Source organism: Arthrobacter sp. MDT2-3 (assembly GCF_059090465.1).
Window position 1 is genome coordinate 1131257 of record NZ_JBNHFS010000001.1, and the last position, 23317, is coordinate 1154573.

Genomic DNA, 23317 nt, shown 5'->3' on the forward strand with positions numbered 1-23317 from the left:
TATTTGAACTGACTAGTCAGTTCAAATAGAGCGCTATAGCCCGTACTTCTCCAGTAGGCGCAGCCAGACCTCGCTGATGGTGGGGTAGGAGGGAACTGCATGCCACAGCCGGTCCAGCGGCACTTCGCCCACCACGGCGATGGTGGCCGCGTGCAGGAGTTCCGCCACGTCCGGTCCGGCGAACGTGGCTCCGAGGAGAACCCTGCGGTCCTCGTCAACCACCAGTTGTGCCCAACCCTCGTAGTTTTCCGAGTGCAGGGAAGCCCCGGCTACCTGGATGGCAAGTTCAACGGAGGAAGCGTTGTAGCCGTCCTTCTGCGCAATATCCAAGGTGCGCCCGACGGTGGCCAATTCCGGGTCGGTGAAGACAACGCTGGGCACAGCATGCTCGTTGGCAGTTTGCGCGAAGCGGCTCCAGTCCCTGGCGGCGCCTGCCAATTCCCCCTTGGCCCGGGCGGCAATGGCGTCTCCGGTGGCGCGGGCCTCGTACTTTCCCTGGTGCGTGTACAGGTTCTTGCCGGCGGCGTCACCCACTGCATAAAGCCAGGGTTCTCCGCCGGAGGGTCCTTCCACCAGCCCCGAATTGTCCGTGCGAAGGGTGAGGTGCCCGGCCTCGTTCGGCTCGAATCCTACGCTCTCCAGCCCCAGGCCTTCTAAGGCCGGATGCCGGCCCGTGGCCACGAGGACCTTTTCGGCGGTCACGCTGGAACCGTCACCCAGTTGCAGGCTCAGCGTGCCGTCGTCGTTCTCGCTGATGCTTTCCGTCGTGGTGTTGAGCCGGATCTCCACACCGTCGGCACGCAGCCCGGCCGCGACCAGGTTCGCTGCCTCCGCCGGGAAGGCCCGGAGCAGTCCGCTGCGTGCCACGAGCGTCACAGTAGAGCCCAGCCGGGCAAAGGCCTGCGCCAGTTCTGTCCCGGCGACTCCTCCCCCCAGCACTGCAAGCCGTGGCGGAACTTCCTTGGCTGAAGTTGCCTCCCGGGTGCCCCATACCTGCACGTCCTGGAGTCCCTCGATCGGGGGAGTGTTGGGTGCTGAGCCGGTAGCCAGGACTACCGCATGACGCGCGTGAAGCTGGTACGGGTTGCCGTCGAGCCCGGCGACTTCAACCGACTTGGGCCCAGTCAGCCACGCGTGCCCCCGGACCAGTTCGATGCCTGTGTCCTCCACCCACTTCACCTGCCCGTCGTCCTGCCAGTTGGACGTCATGTAGTCCCGGCGCTTGAGGACGGCCGCGGCATCCAGGGTCCGCGTCACCGCTTCCTTGGCTCCAGGTGCGGTCTGGGCTCCGTGGAGGGCAGTGCCGGGGCGAAGCAGGGCTTTTGAAGGCATGCATGCCCAGTAGGAACACTCCCCGCCCACCAGTTCCGCTTCCACCAGTACGGCGGTGAGGCCGCCCTGCACCACCCTGTCAGCCACGTTTTCCCCAACGGCGCCTGCGCCGATCACCACAACATCAAATTCACGCGAAATCGCCTCGGGCATCATGGGGAAAGCCTACGCCCGGGATCCCGGCCTGCTGCTGGAGGGGGCATCCGCCACGTGGGTTCATTCGTGGCGCAAAGCAAAAGGTCCGCACCAGCGAACCGGTGCGGACCTTATCTGTGCGCCCAAAGGGATTCGAACCCCTGACCTTCTGTTCCGTAGACAGACGCTCTATCCAGCTGAGCTATGGGCGCATCTCGTGTCCCGGGAGAAGAACCGCTCTCCCTGAACCTCGAATTACTTTACGCGAGGGTTGGCCGCGATGCCAAATCGGGAAGCATGTAATCTCGGCAACTAGACCGGTATAGGTGACCTTCGTCACTTAATTGCCGGATTTGCGCCCCAAATTCCTTGATTTCCTGCGGAAACGCATTTCTGCTGCGCCAAATGCTCAGCATACGTCCCAAAAACTCCGGTGGTCCGGACCATAGCATTTAGCTCACACCGATGAACCCGAGGAAGGGAACCGAAATGGGCGATCTGGCGCAAAAGCCGCTGCTTGAGAATGCACCCACCACACATGCCGGTCTGCTGGCATGGGTCGAAGAGGTTGCTGAGCTTACGCAGCCGGACCGGATCTACTGGGTTGACGGCTCCGAAGAGGAGAACACCCGCCTTACCGACGAGCTGGTCGCGGCAGGAACCCTCAGGCGCCTGAACCAGGACCTCTTCCCTAATTCCTTCGCCGCTTTCTCCGATCCGGCTGACGTGGCACGCGTGGAGGAGCAGACCTTCATTTGCTCCGAAAAGGAGCACGACGCCGGGTTCACGAACAACTGGATGGCACCGGCTGAGATGAAGGACAAGCTTCGCGGCCTGTTCGCCGGGTCCATGCGGGGCCGGACCATGTACGTCATTCCATTCGTTATGGGCCACCTCGACGCCGAGGACCCCAAGTTCGGCGTCGAGATCACTGACAGCGCCTACGTTGTCGCTTCCATGCGCATCATGGCCCGGATCGGCACCGATGTCCTGAACCGCATCACCGAAACGAACGCGTTCTACGTCCCTGCGCTGCACTCGCTGGGTGCTCCGCTCGAGGCCGGCCAGGCGGACGTCCCCTGGCCCTGCAACCCGGACAAGTGGATTGTCCACTTCCCGGAAGAGCGGTCCATCTGGTCTTTCGGCTCGGGTTACGGCGGCAACGCCCTGCTGGGCAAGAAATGCTACGCCCTGCGCATCGCCTCCGTTATGGCCCGTGACGAGGGCTGGCTGGCCGAGCACATGCTCATCCTCAAGCTCACCTCTCCTGAGCAGAAGACGTACTACGTTTCCGCTGCGTTCCCGTCCGCCTGCGGCAAGACCAACCTTGCCCTGCTGGATCCCACCATCAAGGGCTGGAAAGTCGAAACCCTCGGTGACGACATCACCTGGATGCGGTTCGGCAAGGAAGGCGAACTGCGCGCGGTCAACCCTGAAGCAGGCCTCTTCGGCGTTGCCCCGGGCACTGGATGGGGCACCAACCCCAATGCCATGCGGGCCATCGCCAAGGGCAGCAGCATCTTCACCAACGTGGCACTGACCGACGACGGCGGAGTCTGGTGGGAGGGCATGACCGAGGAAGTTCCCGCCCACCTCACGGACTGGCAGGGCAACTCCTGGACCCCCGACTCCGACAAGCCCGCCGCGCACCCCAACTCGCGCTTCTGCACGCCGATCGACCAGATCGACATGCTCGCCGAGGAGTACCACAGCCCCAACGGTGTTGAGCTTTCCGCCATCCTGTTCGGTGGCCGGCGCAAGACCACCATCCCCTTGGTCACCGAGGCGCGCAGCTGGTCAAACGGCATCTTCATGGGTGCAACACTGTCCTCCGAAACCACTGCTGCCGCTGCAGGCGCTGTGGGCGTGGTGCGCCGCGATCCCATGGCCATGCTGCCCTTCATCGGCTACGACGCAGGCGACTACTTGAACCACTGGGTCAACCTTTCAGCGAAGGCCAACCCCGAGCGGTTGCCCAAGATCTTCCTGGTCAACTGGTTCCGCCGGAACTCTGAGGGCGGCTTCGCCTGGCCCGGATTCGGCGACAACGCCCGTGTCCTCAAGTGGGCCATCGAGCGCCTCGAGGGTAAGGCGGACGCTGTTGAGACTCCCATTGGCTTCGTGCCCACCGGTGATTCGATCGACCTCGAAGGCCTGGACATGACTCCCGCCCAGGTGGAGGAAGCAGTCAGGGTGGACCCGACGGAGTGGGCGGCGGAACTTGCCTCAATCGAAGAATGGTTCGCCAACTTCGGCAGCTCGCTCCCCGACGCACTTCAGTCGGAGCTCACCAGCCTGAAGTCCCGGCTGGGCTGAACCCCTTAAATACAACGGCGTCCTAAGTGCGGTGGCGGCCCCGCACCTTTCCAGCGAAAGGTGCGGGGCCGCCGTCGTCCTGTCCGGACCTTTTGTCCAGCTACGCAGACCTAAATCGCCTCTACGTCCGCATACATGGACAAAGACTCCAAGGGCAGGGGTTTAGCCGGCCAGCCAGATGTCCGGGCCGAAGACCTCGTAGTGGATCCGGGTGGCCGGGATCCCGGCGTTGATTGCCTCGTTGCGGATGTTCTTCATAAAGGGCAGCGGGCCGCAGAGGTAGAGGGACGCATCGGCCGGAAGGTCCACTTCGCGCAGGGACATGAAGCCGTCCTTGGCTCCCGCCTCCGGCTGTTCCAGCCATAGCTGCAGCTCGGCACCGTCAAGGCGCTCGACGTTGTCCGTCATCTGGCTGCGCAGGGCCCAGCTTTCCAGGGCGCTCTTGGCGTGAAGTACCAGCACTTGCCGTTCGGAGCCCGAATCAGCCAGGGAACGCAGGATTGATGCCGTGGGCGTGCAGCCGATGCCGGCGGACGCCAGCACCACCGGACCGTCGCCGTCCTTCAGGGTGATCTCGCCGTACGGATTGGAGATTTCCAGAATGTGAGTTTTACCGGCGGCTGTTCGCCGCGCACCCCGAACTCCTGGACGGCCTGTTCAGCCGCTCCAACCAACGCTCCGGCAACCAGCAGCAGGCCCTGGCAGGAAGCGTTGCCGCCTTTGCCACGCAAACTCCTGAGGTAGGGACCGGGGCCTTCGCCCGGCCTTTCTGAATACCTTGCGCAGGGCTAAAGCCCGGGCCGCAGTCCGATCATTTCGAAGACCGGGTTCATCTGCCGAGAGGCGGGAAGATCTGCGATCACTACCCCGTCGAGCTCGCGGTAGAACGCCTCGCGGGCTCGGGACAGGGCAGCGCGGAGCTTGCACTCGTTGATGAGCGGGCAGTTGCCGCTGGGGGCTACACACTCCGCCGCGTCCGTTCGGGTGTCGAGCTGCCGAAGGATTTGGCCGACGGTGGCACTCCGGCCACCATGGCTCAGCCGGGAACCGCCCGTCCGGCCGCGCTCCACCTCGATCAACCCCAGGTTGCGCAGTTTGGCCATCGCCTTGCTGACATGGTTGTAGGGAGTTCCCACGGTATCGGCAATGTTTTGCGTGGTAAGCAGGGTGCCGCCAGGGGCAGCTGCCAGCACCATGAGGGCCCGCAGGCTTACGTCCGCGAAAGCGTTGATTTTCATGGCGGGGGCCGGTCTAGTCCACCCAGATAACGGGCTCGCTGGCGTCAGCCGCAAGCTCACCGAACTCCCACGTCCGGGTGATGGCGTCGGCGGAGTAGGGCAAAACGGCGGCGAACACCGGGCCCTCGCGGTGCTCGGTGGCTACATGGATCGCGTCCGAGTCCTCCTCCACCAACAGAATGTCGCAAACCACCGCCGCGGCACGAAAGTCCTCCCGGTTCTGGCGCAGCAGGGCGGTGAGGTCACTGATCATGGCATCGGCATCAAAGTCGCCGTCGGAACCTTCCTGGGCATCCGCCGGGGAAACGGCAACCAAGCGGACCTCGCCGTCGTTTTGCACTGTCAGGGCGAAGGGCAGGAAACCGCCATTGCGCTGAAGCTGTTCCTGTGCGGCGCTGATGCCCGTCCCTAGAAGGTTCTCAAGGTCCGTCGCCGTGCTCTCGGGAACGGTGTCGCGCCAGGACGCTTCACCGGCGGTAGCTTCTCCCGAACCGGATGCGCTCTCTTCAGCCATGCGTGGACTAGGCCCGGACGATCGACAGGACGCGGTCCCGGATCCGCTCCATTGTGGTGCGGTCCGTGGCCTCAGCGTTGAGCCGGAGGAAAGGCTCGGTATTGGACGGGCGCAGGTTGAACCAGTAGCTGCCGTCGTTGGCGGTGAACGTGCTGCCGTCCATCCCGTCGATGGTGAGGTCTTCGTCGGCAAAAGCCAGGCGGACGCGCTCAACTGCTGCGGCCTTGTCCTCCACTTCGGAGTTGATCTCGCCCGACGATACGTAGGGCTCGTACTCACGGCCCAGCTCCGAAAGCGGACCGTCCTGCTCGCCCAGGGCAGCCAGGACGTGCATTGCTGCCAGCATGCCGGTGTCTGCGTTCCAGAAGTCACGGAAGTAGAAGTGGGCTGAGTGTTCTCCTCCGAACACCGCCCCTTCCTTCGCCATGACTGCCTTGATGAAGGAGTGGCCAACCCGCGTGCGGACAGCCCTGCCGCCGTCGTGTTCCACGAGTTCGGGCACGGCACGCGAAGTGAGGAGGTTGTGGATGATGGTGGGGGTGGCTTCTCCCTGCGATTTGGCGCGGGCGATCTCCCGGCGGGCCACCATCCCGGTGATGGCCGACGGCGAGACCGGCTCGCCCTTCTCGTCGATGACGAAGCAGCGGTCAGCGTCACCGTCGAACGCCAGGCCGATGTCCGCACCGTGCTGGAGCACTGCAGCCTGCAGGTCGCGGAGGTTCTCCGGCTCGAGCGGGTTGGCGGGATGGTTGGGGAAGGAACCATCCAGCTCGAAGTACAGGGGAACGATGTCCAGGGGCAGTTTGGGGAGCAGGGCGTCTCCCAGGACTGCCGGGGTGGTGAGGCCGGCCATGCCGTTGCCTGCGTCCACTACCACCTTCAACGGACGTGAACCGGAGAGGTCTACCAGCGTGCGGAGGTACTCGGAGTAGTCCTTGAGCACGTCGCGGACGCTGACCTGGCCGCGCTTTTCCGCCGCAGGGATGGAACCGGTGTTCAGGTACTGCTCGGCCAGGGCCTGGATGTCCTTGAGGCCTGACTCCGAGGAGATGGGCACGGCCCCGGCCTTGGACATTTTGATGCCGTTGTAGCCCGCAGGGTTGTGGCTGGCGGTGAACGTGGCACCGGCACGGTTCAGGTAACCGCAGGCGAAGTACAGTTCGTCAGTGGAAATCAGGTCCAGGAGCTCAACGTCCGCGCCACGGGCGGTTGCGCCGCTGGCGAAAGCCTTGCTGAACTCCGGGGAGGAAGGGCGCATGTCGCCGCCCACCAGGATCGTCTGGCCCTGGAGCTGGAGGATGTCCACGAACGCGGCCCCCACGGCTTCAACGATTTCGGCGGTGATGGACTCGCCCACGATGCCCCGGACGTCGTACGCCTTGAAGGATGCCGAAAGGTCGAAAGTCGTTGTCTGTTCGCTAGTCACGGGATTTATCTTACGTGGACGGCGGAAGTGGCTGTGGAGGACGGGTTGGCAAGCGCACTATGTGACGGCGGTTCCGGCGGGCATGCGCGTTTTGTATCCCTGCCGTATCCTGCCGTATCCACAGAGGGGCGGCGTTCGGAGCCGGCTGTCAGGGGCGGCTGGGATACTGAATCAATGGTCGATAACCAGAACTCCACAGCAATCGCAGAGCCAGTCGGAAGCTCTGCCTCCAACTCCGCAACCCACCACCAGGCACTGGAGGTGCTGCGCGAGCTTGTGGGACACCCCGGGGCCGCCTTCCACGAGGGGCAGTTTGAAGCCATTGAAGCCCTGGTCGACGGCGGCAGGCGGGCCTTGGTGGTCCAGCGCACCGGCTGGGGCAAATCTGCCGTCTATTTTGTGGCGTCCCTGCTGTTGCGCCGCCGCGGCGCCGGGCCCACGCTCATCGTTTCGCCGCTGCTGGCCCTGATGCGGGACCAGGTGGCTGCCGCTGCCCGGGCAGGGGTGCGTGCCGTCGCCATCAACTCCGCCAACCAGCTCGAATGGGACGCGGTCCGTGAGCAGCTTGCCACTGACCAGGTGGACGTGCTGCTGGTCTCCCCGGAGCGGCTCACCAACCCGGCCTTCCGGGAAACGCAGCTGCCGGAGCTCATCCGGCGCACCGGCCTGCTGGTTATTGACGAGGCCCACTGCATCTCGGACTGGGGCCACGACTTCCGCCCCGACTACCGGCGGATCGCGGACTTGATCACCCAACTGCCGGATAACGTTCCGGTCCTCGCTACCACCGCCACGGCAAACTCCCGGGTTGTGCACGACATCGAAGAGCAGCTCGGAGACGGGGTCCTCACCATCCGCGGTTCCCTGGGGCGTGACTCCCTGCGGATGGGCGTCCTGTCCTTGCCGGACTCGAAGCAGCGGCTGGGCTGGCTCCTGACGCATCTGGCCGACCTGCCCGGAAGCGGCATCATCTATACCTTGACTGTGTCGGCGGCGGAAGACACCGCGCGGCTCCTCGCCGAAGCCGGGCATGACGTACTGGCCTATACCGGCCGCACCGATCCCGCGGACAGGGAACGCGCCGAGCAGCTGCTAAAGGACAACCAGGTCAAAGCGCTGGTGGCTACTTCGGCCTTGGGCATGGGCTTTGACAAACCTGACCTGGGCTTTGTGGTCCACCTTGGGGCGCCGTCTTCCCCGGTGGCCTACTACCAGCAGGTGGGCCGTGCCGGGCGAGGCGCTGCCAATGCCGACGTCCTGTTGCTTCCCGGCTCGGAGGACCGCGACATCTGGCAGTATTTCGCCACCGCGTCCATGCCCTCCGAAGAGAAAGCAGCGGCCGTCCTCACTGCCTTGGCGGAAGCCGGTACGGCACTCTCCACGGTGGCCCTGGAAGCGCGGGTTGACCTCCGCCGCACCCCGCTGGAACTGCTGCTTAAAGTCTTGTCCGTTGACGGCGCAGTGGAACGGGTGGGAGGCGGATGGCGGGCCACGGGCCAGCCATGGGTTTACGACGCGGAGCGGTACCGCCGGATCGCTGAGGCGCGCGTGGACGAGCAGGACTCCATGGTGATCTACCAGGACACCGCCGGATGCCGGATGGAATACATCACCTCCGTCCTTGACGACGAAACCGCGCAGGCCTGCGGCCGATGCGACAACTGTGCAGGGCGCTGGTTCCCGGCGGACATAGCGGACACCGCCACGGAAGCTGCCGGCCAGACCCTCAGCAGGGCAGGCGGGGTCCTGGAAGCCAGGCTCCAGTGGCCTAGCGGCATGGACCGCCTTGGCGTGCCGGTTAAGGGGAAGCTCAAGCCGGGGGAAGGGCTCGCCGAAGGGCGCGTTCTGGCCAGGCTGACGGACCTTGGCTGGGGTGGCGCCCTGCGCGCGCTGTTTGCGGCCGGCGCCGAAGACCAACCCGTGGATCCGGCCATGCTGCAGGCCTGCGTGCAGGTCTTGCGGGAGTGGGGTGGCGGCGATGCCCGCAATCCTGGTTGGAGCGGAGTCGGCCGGCCTGCCGCGATAGTAAGCATTCCGGCGCGGAGCAAGCCCGAGTTGGTGGGTTCTCTGGCCAGGGGAATCTCCGAGATCGGCCGCATTCCCTACCTTGGGGAGATGCAGCTCGCGCATGGTGGTCCCACCGGAGGCCGCGGCGGCAACAGCGCCTACCGGCTGGCCGGCGTTTGGGAGCGGCTGGTGGTGGGTCCTGAGCTCCAAGCTGCGCTTGCCGCTGTGCAGGGCCAGCCCGTGATGCTGGTCGATGACCTGACAGACAGCCGTTGGACACTCACGGTTGCTGGTCGGGCACTGAGGCAGGCCGGGGTGGGAGCGGTCCTTCCGTTGGTCCTTGCCCAGGCCGGGTGAAACCAGGCCGGCTGAAACTAGGCCAGGTAAACCCACGCAGGCCGGGTAAGACCCACACGGGCCTACTTCATGCTGGCGCGTGGCCGGGGGATGAGACCCTAGACCCGCTGGGCCTTGCGCTGGCTGACTTCCGCACCGGCATGCCGTGGCAGGAACAGGCTGTCCGCCGTGCTGGCCAGCATCAGCACAGCCATGGCGAGGAAGGCGCCACGGAAGGGTCCGGCGGCGTCTTCAGGAAATGTGCCCAGGCCGTCAAAGAGCCTAATCAGTAACGCTCCTACAGCGATGCCTGCGGCAGCGGCCAGTTGGACCAGGGTGGCAGAGACCGTGTTCGCCGAGGTGAGCTGCGCCGGTGCGATGTCCGCATACTGAACCGACGCGTAGGCCGAGAAACCGATCGAGCGGAAAGCTCCGCTGCAGACCAGCAGGGCGAAAGTCAGCGGCTCGGGCGTCTCGGGCGTGAGCAGGGCGCAAAGCACGAAAGTGGCCGCAGAGGCAACCGACGCAAAGACGAGCACAGCCTTGAAGCCGAACCGCCGGATCAGGGGAGTTGTAGCCGGCTTGATGCCGATGTTGCCGATGAACACAGCGGCCACCATGGCCCCGGCGTGCAGCGGGGTCCAACCGAACCCGGCTTGGAACATCAGGGGCAGCAGGAAGGGGACCGAACTGATGGTCAACCGGTAAGCGAACCCGCCGGTGGCCATGGCCCTGAACGTCCGGGCGCTGAAAACCCCGAGGTCAAAGAGTGGATAGCGGGCACGCCGCATCCACAGCACGGAGCAGGCGAGAGCAACCGCGCCTGCTCCTGCACTCAGGGCGGCCCAGGGAGCGGGGTGGGTGCTCGCCAATTCGAGGCCCACCACCAGGGCCCCCACGCCGAGCGTCGTGAGGAACAGCCCCAGCCAATCCAGCCGCCGCCCCCGGTCACCTGCCGCTGCCGGGACCAAGCGGAGTGCGGCCAGGAATGCAGCCGCACCCAGCGGGAGGTTGATCAGGAAGATCCAGTGCCAGGACAAATAGGTGGTGAGGGCCCCGCCCACCAAGGGAGCGAGGACCGGTGCCAGGAGGCCGGGCCACACGAGGAACGCCGTGGCGCGGAGGAGTTCTGCTTTCGGCGTCCCGCGAAGGACCAAGAGCGTTCCGACGGGAACCATCATGGCCCCGCCCAACCCCTGCATGATCCTGCTGAGAGTGAGGGCGGTAAGGTCCTGGCTCAGCGAGCAGGCCAGGGACGCCAAGGTGAAGATCGCAATGGCAAGGCAAAAAACGCGCCGGGCGCCAAACCGTTCAGCCAGCCATCCGCTCAGCGGGATGCCCATGGCAACGGTCAGCAGGTATGCCGTCATCGTGATGTTTACGTCAGCGGCGGGAACCTTGAAGTCGTCAGCGATGTTGGGAATGGCCGTGGTGAGGACCGTGCCGTCCAGGAACTCCATAAAGAAGGTCGCGGCGACCAGCAGTGCCAGGCGGGGACTCCAGGCCCGCGTGCTGCCTGGCGTCTCATCCACTGTGTCGCTTACTGCCATCCGTTCATCATTCCACCGCGGCGGTATCCCGGGATGCATCTGTCCGCACCGCGGACGGGGGTTAGCGGACGGCGAGGGCAGCCGGGGCGGCAGGCAGCACCATCGGCGGGGACGCAAAAGGCCCCGGTCCAGGACCGGGGCCAAACGCGGAGACGGGGGGATTTGAACCCCCGGTGGAGTTGTGCCCCACACTTCATTAGCAGTGAAGCCCATTCGGCCGCTCTGGCACGTCTCCAATTGCTATTCCTAGCCCACCAAGGATACGCAGAACGTGGCACGCAGTGCAAAACGGGCCGCAAGCCCCTTCAAAGAGCCCGCCAGGATCGCCCGCCGGCTACGAACGCGGGACCTGCCCGGGCCGCACTAACCTGATTTCGCGCAGGTTCTCCCAGTCGGGAATTACGTCCGCAGCGCCGTCGGGTGCGAAGCCGAAGTGGCTGTAGAAGCCAATCGCACGCCCGTTCCCAGCAGCCACCCACAGGCTTGCCGCGCTGTCGCCCAATGCTTCCTCCAGGAGCCGGCGCCCCAATCCCAGCCCCTGGTGCGATGCCAACAGGTACAGTCCCCACAATTCCAGGTCCCCGGACGAGGGCGGCCCTGATGTATGCCAGGAATCGCCGGAAGGCATACGCCGGATACCCGCGAACCCCACGATCACGCCGTCGTCGCAGGCCACCCAGGCTTCCGCAGGCTCCGCAGCATCGAGGAGGTGGCGCCAGAGCGGCAGCCGGTTATCGGGAGTCTGGGACGCCAGGAACCCCTCGGACAGCATGCCGCGGTACGTCTCCTGCCAGCAGCGGACGTGCACCTCCGCCAGCCGCTCCACATCAGCCCGCGCCGCCCGCCGCACGGCCAGGGACACCGCTACGCCGTCCCGCCCGCCAGCGCCTTCCAGAGGAAGTGCTGGCTTCGGGCCTGCAGCGCTGCCGCCTGCCGGTTGTCGGACGCTCCGGCGTGTCCGCCCTCAAGGGCCTCGTGGAACCAGACGTTCGGGATGCCCATGGCCAGCATCCGGGCAGCCATCTTGCGGGCCTGCACCGGACCCACGCGGTCGTCGGAAGTGGCCGTCCAAACGAACGTGTCCGGGTACTCAACCCCATCCTTGAGCAGGTGGTAGGGAGAAAAGGTGCGGATGTACTCCCACTGCTCCGGCACGTCAGGGTCACCGTACTCGGCGATCCACGAATGGCCGGCGGACAGCTTGGTGTACCGGCGCATATCAAGCAGCGGCACGCCGCAGGAGATTGCCCCGAACAGCTCGGGGTACTGCGTGAGCATGTTTCCCACCAGCAGGCCGCCATTGGACCCGCCCACGCAGCCCAGCCGCTCCGGGGAGGTGACACCGCGGGAGATCAGGTGCCGGGCCACGGCCGCGAAGTCCTGGTAAGCCTTGTGCCGGTTCTCCTGCAGGGCTGCCCGGTGCCACCCCGGACCGTATTCCCCGCCGCCGCGGATGTTGGCCACCACGTACACACCGCCCCTGGAGTGGGATGCTTCCCCATTGGTGCCGGCGGAAGTGGAAGTCCGGCGTTCCAGCCAGGCCCTGCCCACAGTGCCGCTGTAGGCCGGAGTGCGGGAGACCTCAAAACCGCCATAGCCGGAGAGCTGGGTGGGGTTCTGCCCGTCCAGCGGGAGGTCGCGCGAGGCGACCTGGAAGTAGGGAACCCGGGTTCCGTCGTCGGAAACGGCGAAGTGCTGCTGCACTTCATAGTTTTCATCGGCAAAGAACGACGGCGAGGCCTTGACTGTCGTTTGCCGGCTCACCACCCCGGGCGTCCCCGCTGCGGCGCGCTCCAATGTGCCCCGCATCAGCGTGCTGGGGGTGGTGAAGCCCGTGGCGACGAGCCAGAAGTCGTCGCCCGCGCCGCCGTCGGCTTCGTCTTCATCGTCCACCGAGTAGGCGTTGACGTCGTGCAGCGGCGGACAGGCATCCAGCAGAGTGGACTCCCAGGCTCCAATGGCGTCACCCGTTGGCCGGGACGGGTCGAGAACACGAATCTCGGAGGAAACGTCCTTCAGCAGGTTGAGCAGCAGGAAGTTCCGGGTCCAGCTCCAGGACTGCAGCGAAGTGTTGGCATCCGGAGTGAACAGCACTGCCACCTCGCGCACGCCGGCCAGGTAGTCCTCAAACCGGGCGGCCAGGAGCGATCCCGCGGGATAGGTCGACCCGTTCAGCACCCAATCCTGCTGGGGACGGAACAGCAGCCATTCCCGGTGCGCGCTGACGTTGACGTCGGTGGGGACGTCGATGACCACCCAGGAACCCTCGCGCAGTACGGAATTGCTCCTGTTGTAGAAGTCGATGTAGTCAACCGCGAAGGTCCTTTCGAACCCCGGCGTGGAGTCGTGGGCCACCACTGCCATCATGTGGTTCTCGGGCACCTCGAACAGGCGGGGCGCTTCGGCCAGGGAGGCACCGCGCTTAAGGGTGACGGCGGTCCGGGCGTACGAGGAAGCAGTCCGCGGAAGGCCCTCCGCGGTGGAGGCCACCAGCAGGGTGTCTGCATCCAGCCACGACACGTTCCCCTTCGCCGTTGGCAGGTCAAAGCCGCCCTGCGCGGGGTCCACGAACATCCTGGATTCCACGTCGTATTCGCGGTAGTGGTTGGCGTCGCCGCCGTCAGGTGAAAGCGCCAGCAGCGCCAGCCGGTAGGGCGCACCTGGCGCAGGGCGGAGGAAGGTTGCCCCGTGGAAGACCCATTCTTCGCCCTCGGCGGCGGACAGGGCGTCCACGTCCAGCAGGACATCCCAAACAGGGGTGTCGGTGCAGTAGCTGTCCCACGTGGTGCGGCGCCACAGGCCCTTGGGGTTCTGCTGGTCCTTCCAAAAGTTGTAATACCAGTCCCCGCGCTTGCCCACCATGGCGATCCTGTCCGTGGAGTCCAGCACCTCAAGGATCTTTCCCTCGAGTTCCACGTAGTCGGCGTCCTCCAGCAGGTCCTCCGTGCGTGAATTCTGTTCCTTCACCCAGGCCAGTTGCTGCTCGCCGTAGATCTCCTCGAGCCAGGCATTCTCGTCAGTGGGCTCGGGCGCGAGGCCCGAGGGTGCGGTGCCGGTGGTATCGCCGGAGGCGGGCGCTGGATCAGCTGCAGTGGTGGTCATGGCCCCATCCAAACAACATCCGCAGACGGCTGGCAAGTCAAGGGTTCAGCGCGGACTTTGTTTGAGCCCGTACTCTGGATGCCGTGGAAAAAACGCAGAGCATCCGGACCGCCATTGTTGGGGCGGGTCCCCGGGGCACCAGTGTCCTGGAACGCCTGCTTGCCCGCAGTGCCACGTTGAGCGCGGCCGGCGCGGGCCCGGTGCGGCTCCACATCCATGTCATTGATCCCTATCCTGCAGGTCCGGGCCATGTGTGGCAGCCAGGGCAGTCGCGGCTGTTCCTGATGAACACGCAGTCCTTCTATCCCACGCTGATTCCTGAGGACCCTGCCTTGGCGCCGCCGGTCGCCGGCACTACCTTCGACCAGTGGCGGGCCCGGCAGCAGAAGGACCCTTTACCGTCCCTGAACGAAGAAGAACTGGCGGAACTTGCGGTCCTGGCCGCCAGCGATTTCCCCAGCCGTGCACTGTACGGCCGGTACCTCCGCAGCACCGTGGAGGAGCTGATGCGGAACGCACCCGACGGCGTCACCATCGACTTCCACGAAACGTCCGCACTGTCGGTGCGCCCCTCAGGAGACGGAACGTTCGACGTCGGCCTGGCCACGGGAGCCACGATCCGCACCGAATCCGTAGTGCTGGCGCTCGGCCACATCCCGTCCCGGCTGAATCCTGAACAGCGTGAGCTGCAGTCCTCGGCCGAGCAATTGGGCCTTCGGTATTTTCCTCCTGCGGTGCCGGCAGACGTGGACTGGTCCCTGATTCCGTCCGGGGAACCTGTCCTGGTCCGCGGCATGGGACTGAACTTCTTCGACACCATGGGCCAGCTGACCGAGGGCCGCGGCGGCAAGTTCATCAGCAACGGGACGGTGCTCCGTTACGAGCCCTCAGGCCAGGAACCGCGCATCATTGCCGCCTCCCGGCGAGGAACGCCGTACCGGGCCAAAGCCGCGCTGAACGGCTACTACCCGGCATCCGTGACCCTGCGCTACTTCACTGAGGCTGCGCTGGAACGCTTCAAAAAGGCCGGTATCCGCCCCGCATTCGACCATGATTTCTGGCCCCTCCTGCACCGGGATGCGCTCTGGGCCTACTACTCAACCCTGGTGCGCTCGCAGCCCAATGCCGTGCCTGATTCGGCTGCCTTCCTCGAAGCCCTTGACGAGGCACTCCACCCGCACGCGCACAGTGCCGCGAACTGGGAGGACAGCGTCGAGAGCGTCCTCGCTGTCCACGTTGGGCCCCGGCACCGGCTGGACCTGCCGGGGCTCGCTGCGCCGCTGGCGGGCCGGTCCTTCGGATCGCGCGCAGAGCTTGACGCCGCCGTCGTGGATTACCTGCTGGACGATGCGCGCCGCTCCGCCCTGGGCGAGGATGACCCGGTGAAGATGGCCATTGGGGCCCTACACCATGGCCGCGCGGTGCTGAAGACAGCGGTAGCCGACGGCGGCATCACCGATGAATCCTGGGTCGCGGGACTGCGTGGCTGGTTCGAGTCGTTTGTGGAAGGACTGGCCAGCGGGCCTCCTGCGCTGCGCTCCGAACAGCTCGCGGCACTGGCAAGAGCAGGAGTGGTCAGTTTCGTTGGGCCCGACCCCAAGTTCGGGGTGGATCGCAGGAATGGTGTCTTCACTGCCTTTTCGCCATGGGTGGACGATGCGCCGGTGGCAGCACGGACCATGGTGGAGGCGCTGGCGCCCGGCAACAGAGTCTCCGCCAACGATTCGCCGGTATTGGAGCAGCTGCTGGCCGACGGCCTGGTGCGGCCCCGGCTCATGATGTCGGTGGAAGGCGCGCCAGTGCAGTCCACCGGCCTGGATGTTGAGCCGCACCCTTACCGCCCTCTGGCAGCGAACGGTTCCGTGACGGAAGGCCTCTACGTGCTGGGACTGCAGCTCTCCTCCACCCAGTGGGGCACAGCCATTGCGGCCGAAGCCGTCCAGTCCGGCGGGCCGAACTACCGCAGCGGCCAGCGCACGCTGCGCGACGCCGACGAGATTGCCGGCGCCATCCTGGGGCTCTAGCAAACCCCAACGCTCTCTCACTTGATGCGCGTTAAACCTCTACGCTCTCTCACTTGATGCGCCTTAAACCCCTACGCTCTCTCACCCCGTTCACTTGGGTGAGAGAGCGTAGGAGGAATGCCGGCGTTATCTGAGAGAGCGTTTGCGGCGGATGCCGAAACCAGTCCCTTAGCCCCGCAGGCACACCTGGTACTGGAGCCAGGCAGCAGCGTAGCGGATCCAGCCCAGGACGTCGTACCACTTGGTCGGCTTCGCCGGCGCGATACAGACCGGGTCAACCGGAACGCTTGCCACCCTCACCTCAACAGTGACTGCCGTGCCGGACTCGGCTGCGGTGAGGACAAGGGTTCCGGTACCGGCAGCGGCGCCCGAGGGAACGGGCAGGTTGACGTTAGCTGCGCCGGCTTCCACAGGCATGGACCCGAGCTGGGCCGCCGTGCCCGCAGAGTCGGTGAATACGGCTGACAGCGTCTTGTTGACCGGGCTGCCGAGCGACGTCAGGTCCAGCTTGGATACTGCCAGTGTGATGGCCTCACCTGGCTTGACCTCGCCGGGGGTGGTGTTGATGACGGCAACGGAGCGGCGGGCAAAGTCAGGCGAGAGGGGGCCGCTCTTCTGCAGGTATCCGATCCAGGCGTCCCGGTCCACCAGGCCCGAGTCTTTGGTGTTGGACCCTGCAGTGAAAATGCGGAAGTTGTCGCCGCCGGTGGCCAGGAAGCTGAACGTACCCACCCGGTAGGACTTGGCCGGATCGAGCGCGGCCCCGTTCACCCGCACGGAGGTGATGCGGTCTCCGGCGGGCCGGGCTGCATCGTAGGTGTAGTTCACGTTCTTGGACAGGCCGAGCTGGATGTAGGCGCGGCTGGGTACCGTGCCGTCCGGGTTGGTCTGCCACTGCTGTTCCAGCAGCGTCTTGAGCTGGGCGCCGGTCAGGGACGTGGTCCACAGGTTGTTCACGAACGGGAGCACCGCGTTCGCCTCGGCGTAGGTGACAGTACCGTCCGGAGCGTAGTAGAGCTCGTTCCGGAGTCCGCCGGCATTGACCACACCGATTTCGGCGCCGCCCAGTTCTGCCGGCTGCAGCGAATCCAGCAGGGAATCGGCCACCAGGTTGCCCAGGGTTGACTCGCTGCCGCGGTCATCACGTTTGGCAACACCGGCGGCGTCAGTGGTGAAGGCCGTAGTGATGTCCGCCGTGACGGCGCCAACGGGCTGGTTGCCCACGACGGCGGCATCCGCGAGTGCCTTCTTGACGATGGCATCGACGGCGGCAACCCGCGCGAAGGCGGCGATCAGGTCCGCCGCGGGATCGGTGGTCCGCTTGACGTTGCCGGCCTTGTACGCGGTGACCTCCTTGGTGGCGGTGTCAACGGTGAGCTGGATCTGCCCCACATTCTCACCGTAGTTGCCTGTCTGGACGATCGGGCGGGTCCTGCCCTCACCGTCCGGGACCGGGGCATCCCAGGAGTACTCCTTGTGGGTATGCCCGGTAAAGATCGCGTCGACGTCTGAAGAAGTCTCGGTGACCAGCTTCGCGAAGGGCCCGCCGGCGGCCACTTCCTCCTCCAGGGTGGCGCCTTCCACCGTTCCCGAACCGGCGCCGTCGTGGTTTTCCACGATGATGACGTCGGCAAGCTTCTCCGACGTGATCCGTGCCGCTGCCCGGTTGATGGCGTCCACCGGGTCGCCGAACTCAAGGTCGGCTATGCCGGCGGGAGTCACCAGGGAGGGGACTTCCTGCGTGACGGTGCCGATGACGGCCACTTTGATCCCGTTCATGTCCAGGACGGTGAACTCCGGCAGCACGGGCTCGGTGGTGCCCTTCTTGTAGACGTTGGCTCCCAGGTAGGGGAACTTCGCGTTGGTACCGCCGGCGACGACGCGGTCCCGCAGGTCCGCCCAGCCGCCGTCGAACTCGTGGTTGCCCACGGCGGAAGCCTGAAGCTCCAGGGCGTTCAGCACGTCGATGGTGGGCTGGTCCTTGGCGACGGCGGACGCAAACAGAGACGCTCCGATGTTGTCACCGGCCGAGAGGAAAGCGGTGGCACCGGGGGCGGCTGCGGCCCGGAGCTTCTCAATGGTGCCTGCCAACTGGACCGTGTTGGTGTCGATCCTGCCGTGGAAGTCGTTGATGCCCAGGAAATTCAGGTCAACGGTGGCGGGCGCGGACTCCAGGTTTAAGCCCACGATCACGGGGTCGTGGTCGCTGGCGCGGTACTGGTCCGGCGCGTAGTAGTCGGTGACGTTGTTGTTGTAGCGGCTGTACTCCAGGGCTACGGATTCCACCGAGTTGATGTTCCAGATGTCGGCTCCGGCGACCGCGGCGTCTGCTGCCGGGGAAGCCAGGATGTGGTCCAGGGAACCCACCATTCCGCCGAACAGGTAGGAGTGCTTGGCGGTGCCGTCGGCGTTGCGTGCCTTGTCGTCCTGGTTGACGTAGCCCTCGTCCGTGAAGACGTTGATGGGGTCTTCCTTGGCGTACGCATTGAAGTCGCCGATCAGGAAGACCTTGTCCGTGCCTTTGGACTGCTGCAGGGACTTGGTGAACTCCAGAAGGGACTTCGCCTGGGCTGTACGGGCCAGGTTGGACGCACCTTGTCCCTTGTCCGTGTCCTCCGGAGTGGCAGCGGAGCCCTTGGACTTGAAGTGGTTGGCGATGGCGATGAACTCTGTCCCGGCGCCGCCGCCCACCGGCTTGAAGACCTGGGCCAGCGGCTTGCGTGCGCTGGCGAATGCCACGGTGTCGTTGTGGATGATGGACTCACCCACAGGTTCTGCAACAGCCTTCTTATAAATGAAGGCGGTGCGGATCATGTCCTCATCGCTGAGCGGCGGCGCGTTGGCAGGCGAACGGACGTAGTCCCAGATGCCCGGGGTCTGGACGTTCAGCGCATCCACCAGCTTGGCCAGGGCGTCATCCCGGTTCTTGCCGAACTGTGCGGAATTTTCGATCTCCATCAGCGTGACAACATCTGCGCCGGCCTTGGTGATGGCCGCGACGATCTTGTCCTGCTGCCGTTCGAAGTTCTCAGCGTTGGCGGCGCCGCGGGCGTCACAGCCACCGCGGACAGTGACGGGGTTGCCGGCCCGGTCCTCGTAGAACGTGCAACCCTCCAAGGTGTCGCCTGTGGTGGGGAAGTAGTTGAGGACGTTGAAGGAGGCGAGCTTCAGGTTGCCTCCTACCGGGGCGGGAGCTTCAGTGCGGGTGGCGCCGAAGGTGGCCGGCTGTGCCGTGGCCCTGTTGCCCTCCGTCAGGTGCGTCAGTGGCTGGAGCTTCCAGGCATTGTTGGCATAGCCGAGGACCACATTGGTGGTGAACGTGACGGGGGAGCCAACCCGTACCGGTTCAGCGGTGGTCAGGTAGGGCAGGACCTGCGCCTTCGTGGCGGCGTCCTTTAGGAAGTTTGTGCTGGAGCCATCGTCGAGCTTGATGCCCCGGGCGGCATTCTCCGCCACCATTGCCGTGTGCTCGGCCGAGCCGTAGGGGGCGACGGCGGTGGGCTGGACCAGGGGAGTTGTTCCGCCGGCGAGGCCGATCTCGCCATACTGGTTCAGCGTGTAGTTGTCTGTCACCGTCAACGGGCCCTGGGGTGCCAGGAGCATGCCTTCCAGGGATTCACGGAAGGTCTCGTTGGCTGGCAGCGTGAAGGTGGTGGCCTTCACTTCGGGTGCAGGCTCTGTCAGCCTGGTGAGCCCAGCCGCTGCCGTGACGTTGAGCTGGGTCATGCCAAAGTACTCGGCCACCGTGCCCGTCACCTGGACGTGGTCTCCGGCCTGGACCGACGCCGCTGTGGCGGGGGAGTAGACGAAGATCCCGTCGGAAGCCGCATGGTTGGTTGCCGTCAGATCCCCGCCGGTTCCCGGGGTCTGCACGTAGTAGCCATTGAGCCCGCCGGTCGGGAAGACTGCCGTGACCTTGCCCGTGGTGGTCACCGTGGAGCCGGTCAGCGGGCTTTCGGTGCCCGTGCCTTGGATTTCTGCGATAGTCCGGGTTGAAGGCGTGGGCGTGGGCGTGGGGTCGGGTGTTGGGGCAGGTGTGGGATCTGGTGCCGTGGTGCCACCCGCCGCCGTCGGGGTAATGCTGGCACTGAGCGAGAAGTCCGCGGAGTTGCTGTTGCTGTCCGCGCCGGCTGCGCGATTCAGGCTTCTGACGTCGGTGTTGGCGGTCGGGGCCTGGGCTGCCTGCGTTTCGAAAGTGTTCGAGGTGCCGTAGCCGAGGAGATCGGCCACGCCGGCAGGCTCCACCTGGGAACCGGTGCCCAGCACGACGGCGGTGCGCTGCCTCGCCAGAATCAGTGTCCCGGCACTGCCGGAGGGGTTGATGCCGGTAGCTACCAGGTCCGCTGCCGGCAGGTCTGCACCGGCAGCGCCACCGTTATTGCTTCCTCCCTGGATGAGGTAATGCCCCTTGGCTGGGATGGAACCGGTCAGCGCAACCACGCCGGTGGGGGCCGCGATGCCTGAGGCGGCACGGTACTGAACCGACCAGCCCTCCAGGGAAACCGGAGCGTCCGAGGAGTTGTACAGCTCAACGAATTTGTTCTTGTAGGCGGCGCCTTCGCTGCCACCGCTGAGATAGGCCTCGTTGATGACAACGGGCGAGGTTCCCGCCGCGGCTGAGACCTCCGCGACCGAGTCGGCAGCAGCAGGAAAGGCCGCGAAGGGTGCTATGAGCCCCGCCGACAGCGCTGTCCCCAGCGCTAATTTCCAAGGTGTTTGATGCATCCGCTCTTACTTTCAGAAGGGTCTCCCCGGTAGGGGAGCCGATGGAAGGTGTCCAGGTTTTTACCGACGGACAAGGGCCCGGATCCTGCTCCTGGTCAAGTGGTATCCGGCACATCACAACAGCGCTGAATGAACGCAAGGTTGATAGCGCGTGCATTCGGCAGGACGTTCCCCAGCGGAACGCCGCGCCCCACCGGCCGGCGCCCCAGTAGCCCGGTCCGGTGTTGCTGTCAGCAGTGGTTGGGTTGGTGGCCGGAACCCCATGTGCCGGCCATCACAAAAGAATACCGGCCGGTAGCTTCAGGGGAAGCTCCGGCCGGCAGTTCTTTCAAATTTTTGCGACGCGTGGAACCAGGCTTCTGCCTACTGGTCCTGCACAGACCCGGAGGGGCTCGAAATAACCTTGAACATGCCGCCCATGGGATCTGCCAGTTGCGCAACCCTCCCGAAGTCGCTGTCCGCCGGTCCGTCCAGAACGGAGCCTCCCATCGCCACGGTGCGCTCAACCGCGGCATCGGTATCCTCCACGGCGAAATACACCTGCCAGTGGGACGGGACAGCCTCGGGAAGATACCCGGAAGCGTCCATGATCCCGGCCTGGGCGGTTTCCCCCGCGCCCAAGGTGGTGTAACGGAACTCGGGAGCGTCGCTCATGACACTCGTCTGCCAGCCAAAAACGTTTTCGTAGAATCTGACAGCATGGTCGTAATCCTTGGTGTGCAGTTCATGCCACGCCGGGGCGCCGGGTTCGGCCGCGATCTCATACCCGCCCATCCCGCTGGGCTGCCAGGCACCCACAGACGCACCGCTGGAATCGGCGAAATAGGCCATGACTCCCTGCGCCGGGACTTCCATGGGCTCCATGTAGATCTGTCCGCCGTTGGAGGACGCCGAGGCTGCCGTGGCGTTGGCGTCTTCGGTATACAGGTAGGTGGACCACATGTCCGGGAGCCCGGCCTGGTCCTCCTGCTTCTGCATTATGCCGGCCACCGTTTTCCCGTTCTTGCGGGCGGTGATGTAGCCGCCGTAGAGTTCCTGGTCACCCGCTTCGAACTGCCAGCCAAAAAGTTCCCCGTAGAACTCACGGGCCTTTGTGGTGTCGGAGGTCATAAGGTCGATCCAGCAGGGGGAGCCGGGTTTGATATCGGGAGCAGGCATAGCGGTCTCCTGGGTGAGTGGTAATCCGTTGGTTAGCAACGGATGGATTTCCGTTCCTGGATGGACACCATGAGGCTATGCGGGGGGTCTGACACTTTCAATGGTTCGGGCCCGTTCGGGTACATCGCCGCAGGTCCCGGGATAAACGAAGGACCCCTGCCGGCCAGCGTGCTGGCGGACAGGGGTCCCAATCGCGGAAGGTAAGAGATTCGAACTCTTGGTACGGGGTTACCGCACACTAGTTTTCAAGACTAGCTCCTTCGGCCGCTCGGACAACCTTCCTCGACTAGTAGTGTTTCATAGGCACTTGCCTGCAACAAAACAGAGACCGGAAGCTGTCCGGTGCACACTGGTTGCAGCCAGTATTCAGTCAGAAACGGGAGTGTTCCATGAAAGCCGTCTACATATCCGAACCGGGCGGCCCGGAAGTACTTGAGGTCCGCGAGGCGGACGCTCCGGTACCCGGACCCGGGGAGGTGCTGATCGACGTCGTCGCCGCCGGCCTAAACCGCGCGGACGTGCAGCAGCGCAGGGGTTTTTACCCGCCGCCGCCCGGCGCTTCCGAGATTCCGGGGCTGGAGGTTTCAGGCCGGATTGCAGGCTTTGGCCCCGGCGTCAGCAAGCCCTTTTCCCTTGGCGACAAGGTGGTGGCCCTGCTGGCAGGCGGCGGATATGCCCAGCAGGTGGCGGTGCCGGCTGAGCAGGTCCTGCGCGTGCCCGACGGCGTGGACCTGGTTACTGCGGCGTCGCTGCCGGAGGTGGCCGCCACTGTTTACTCCAACCTCGTCATGACTGCCCAGCTCCAGGCCGGCGAGACGGTCCTGATCCACGGTGCCACCGGCGGTATCGGTACTATGGCCATCCAGCTGGCCAAGGCCTTGGGCGCCAAAGTGGCAACGACGGCCGGCACCGACGAAAAGGTGGGGACGGCAAAAGCCTTCCTCGGTGCCGATATTGCGATCAATTACGCCGAAGAGGATTTCCCGGCGAGCCTCCGCGAGCAGAATGGCGGGCGTGGCGCTGACGTGATCCTCGACGTCGTCGGTGCCAAGTACCTCGCGCAGAATGTCGATGCGCTCGCCGACTATGGACGGCTGGTGGTGATTGGCCTGCAGGGCGGCACCAAGGGGCAGCTGGACCTGGGACAGCTCTTGACGAAGCGGGCCGCTGTGGTGGCAACGGCGCTAAGGCCCCGGCCGGTTGAAGAAAAAGGTGCCATCATGAACGCGGTCCGTGACGCCGTCTGGCCGTTGGTCAGCGACGGCAGGATCCGTCCGCTGGTAGCCAAGACCTTCCCGCTGGACCAGGTGCAGGCTGCGCATACATACTTCGACAGCGGCGACCATGTGGGGAAGATTCTCCTGCTGATGTAGCGGCCCCGGCACATAGATACTGAGTATTGCTTAAGGATCGCATCTGCGTTACGCTCAACATACGCGGTATGCACGCGCCTT

The 23317-nt window shown here is 65.2% G+C and carries 13 protein-coding genes, 3 tRNA genes and 2 pseudogenes; 5 read left to right on the forward strand and 13 right to left on the reverse strand.

The window, feature by feature from the left end; genetic code table 11:
• Positions 1–33 precede the first annotated feature (33 nt).
• Together AC5RUQ_RS05340 and AC5RUQ_RS05345 are read right to left on the reverse strand one after the other, a co-directional pair.
• Positions 34–1488: a dihydrolipoyl dehydrogenase family protein gene (locus tag AC5RUQ_RS05340; RefSeq protein ID WP_493946323.1), complete on the reverse strand. Its 1455-nt coding sequence runs from the start codon at positions 1486–1488 to the stop codon at positions 34–36.
• Between the two features lie 117 nt (positions 1489–1605).
• A tRNA-Arg gene (locus tag AC5RUQ_RS05345) sits at positions 1606–1679 on the reverse strand.
• A gap of 277 nt (positions 1680–1956) precedes the next feature.
• On the opposite strand from AC5RUQ_RS05345, the gene AC5RUQ_RS05350 reads away from it, so the two are divergent.
• Positions 1957–3783 carry a phosphoenolpyruvate carboxykinase (GTP) gene (locus tag AC5RUQ_RS05350; protein ID WP_493946324.1) on the forward strand — a complete coding sequence of 609 codons (1827 nt, stop codon included), beginning with the start codon at positions 1957–1959 and terminating at the stop codon, positions 3781–3783.
• A 162-nt stretch (positions 3784–3945) separates the two neighbouring features.
• Here AC5RUQ_RS05350 and AC5RUQ_RS05355 read toward each other — a convergent pair.
• A pseudogene (locus tag AC5RUQ_RS05355) lies at positions 3946–4386 on the reverse strand (ferredoxin reductase domain-containing protein); the annotation flags it as partial.
• Positions 4387–4391: 5 nt separating this feature from the next.
• Between AC5RUQ_RS05355 and AC5RUQ_RS05360 the strand changes: the two are divergent.
• Positions 4392–4511, forward strand: a pseudogene (locus AC5RUQ_RS05360) (hemin transporter); the annotation flags it as partial.
• A gap of 60 nt (positions 4512–4571) precedes the next feature.
• Here AC5RUQ_RS05360 and AC5RUQ_RS05365 read toward each other — a convergent pair.
• The 3 genes from AC5RUQ_RS05365 to AC5RUQ_RS05375 are packed head-to-tail and all read right to left on the reverse strand — an operon-like array spanning position 4572 to position 6961.
• Positions 4572–5021: an RrF2 family transcriptional regulator gene (locus AC5RUQ_RS05365; RefSeq protein WP_430230263.1), complete on the reverse strand. Its 450-nt coding sequence runs from the start codon at positions 5019–5021 to the stop codon at positions 4572–4574.
• 13 nt (positions 5022–5034) lie between these two features.
• The gene (locus AC5RUQ_RS05370; RefSeq protein WP_493946325.1) at positions 5035–5535 is read right to left on the reverse strand and encodes a hypothetical protein; all 501 of its coding nucleotides are present in this window, start codon (positions 5533–5535) and stop codon (positions 5035–5037) included.
• A 7-nt stretch (positions 5536–5542) separates the two neighbouring features.
• The gene (locus tag AC5RUQ_RS05375; RefSeq protein ID WP_493946326.1) at positions 5543–6961 is read right to left on the reverse strand and encodes a phosphomannomutase/phosphoglucomutase; all 1419 of its coding nucleotides are present in this window, start codon (positions 6959–6961) and stop codon (positions 5543–5545) included.
• 174 nt (positions 6962–7135) lie between these two features.
• Between AC5RUQ_RS05375 and AC5RUQ_RS05380 the strand changes: the two genes are divergently transcribed.
• The gene (locus tag AC5RUQ_RS05380) at positions 7136–9325 is read left to right on the forward strand and encodes a RecQ family ATP-dependent DNA helicase (RefSeq protein ID WP_493946327.1); all 2190 of its coding nucleotides are present in this window, start codon (positions 7136–7138) and stop codon (positions 9323–9325) included.
• 98 nt (positions 9326–9423) lie between these two features.
• On the opposite strand, the gene AC5RUQ_RS05385 is transcribed toward AC5RUQ_RS05380, so the two are convergent.
• From AC5RUQ_RS05385 to AC5RUQ_RS05400, 4 genes are all read right to left on the reverse strand, one after another.
• Positions 9424–10854 (reverse strand): MFS transporter, encoded by a 1431-nt coding sequence (locus AC5RUQ_RS05385; protein ID WP_493946328.1) that lies wholly within the window; start codon positions 10852–10854, stop codon positions 9424–9426.
• 147 nt (positions 10855–11001) lie between these two features.
• Positions 11002–11089, reverse strand: a tRNA-Ser gene (locus tag AC5RUQ_RS05390).
• Between the two features lie 99 nt (positions 11090–11188).
• Positions 11189–11716: a GNAT family N-acetyltransferase gene (locus AC5RUQ_RS05395; RefSeq protein WP_493946329.1), complete on the reverse strand. Its 528-nt coding sequence runs from the start codon at positions 11714–11716 to the stop codon at positions 11189–11191.
• A gap of 2 nt (positions 11717–11718) precedes the next feature.
• The gene (locus tag AC5RUQ_RS05400) at positions 11719–13956 is read right to left on the reverse strand and encodes a prolyl oligopeptidase family serine peptidase (RefSeq protein WP_493946330.1); all 2238 of its coding nucleotides are present in this window, start codon (positions 13954–13956) and stop codon (positions 11719–11721) included.
• Positions 13957–14039: 83 nt separating this feature from the next.
• Between AC5RUQ_RS05400 and AC5RUQ_RS05405 the strand changes: the two genes are divergently transcribed.
• Positions 14040–15980: an FAD/NAD(P)-binding protein gene (locus AC5RUQ_RS05405; protein WP_493946331.1), complete on the forward strand. Its 1941-nt coding sequence runs from the start codon at positions 14040–14042 to the stop codon at positions 15978–15980.
• 168 nt (positions 15981–16148) lie between these two features.
• Here AC5RUQ_RS05405 and AC5RUQ_RS05410 read toward each other — a convergent pair whose 3' ends face one another.
• From AC5RUQ_RS05410 to AC5RUQ_RS05420, 3 genes are all read right to left on the reverse strand, one after another.
• Positions 16149–20705, reverse strand: coding sequence for an ExeM/NucH family extracellular endonuclease (locus AC5RUQ_RS05410; protein WP_493946332.1), 4557 nt, complete (start codon positions 20703–20705; stop codon positions 16149–16151).
• A gap of 363 nt (positions 20706–21068) precedes the next feature.
• A complete protein-coding gene (locus AC5RUQ_RS05415; RefSeq protein WP_493946333.1) occupies positions 21069–21863 on the reverse strand; it encodes a VOC family protein in 795 nt (264 codons plus the stop codon).
• 194 nt (positions 21864–22057) lie between these two features.
• Positions 22058–22145: transfer RNA gene (locus AC5RUQ_RS05420), tRNA-Ser, on the reverse strand.
• Between the two features lie 107 nt (positions 22146–22252).
• On the opposite strand from AC5RUQ_RS05420, the gene AC5RUQ_RS05425 reads away from it, so the two are divergent.
• A complete protein-coding gene (locus tag AC5RUQ_RS05425; protein WP_493946334.1) occupies positions 22253–23236 on the forward strand; it encodes an NAD(P)H-quinone oxidoreductase in 984 nt (327 codons plus the stop codon).
• Positions 23237–23317: the final 81 nt, after the last annotated feature.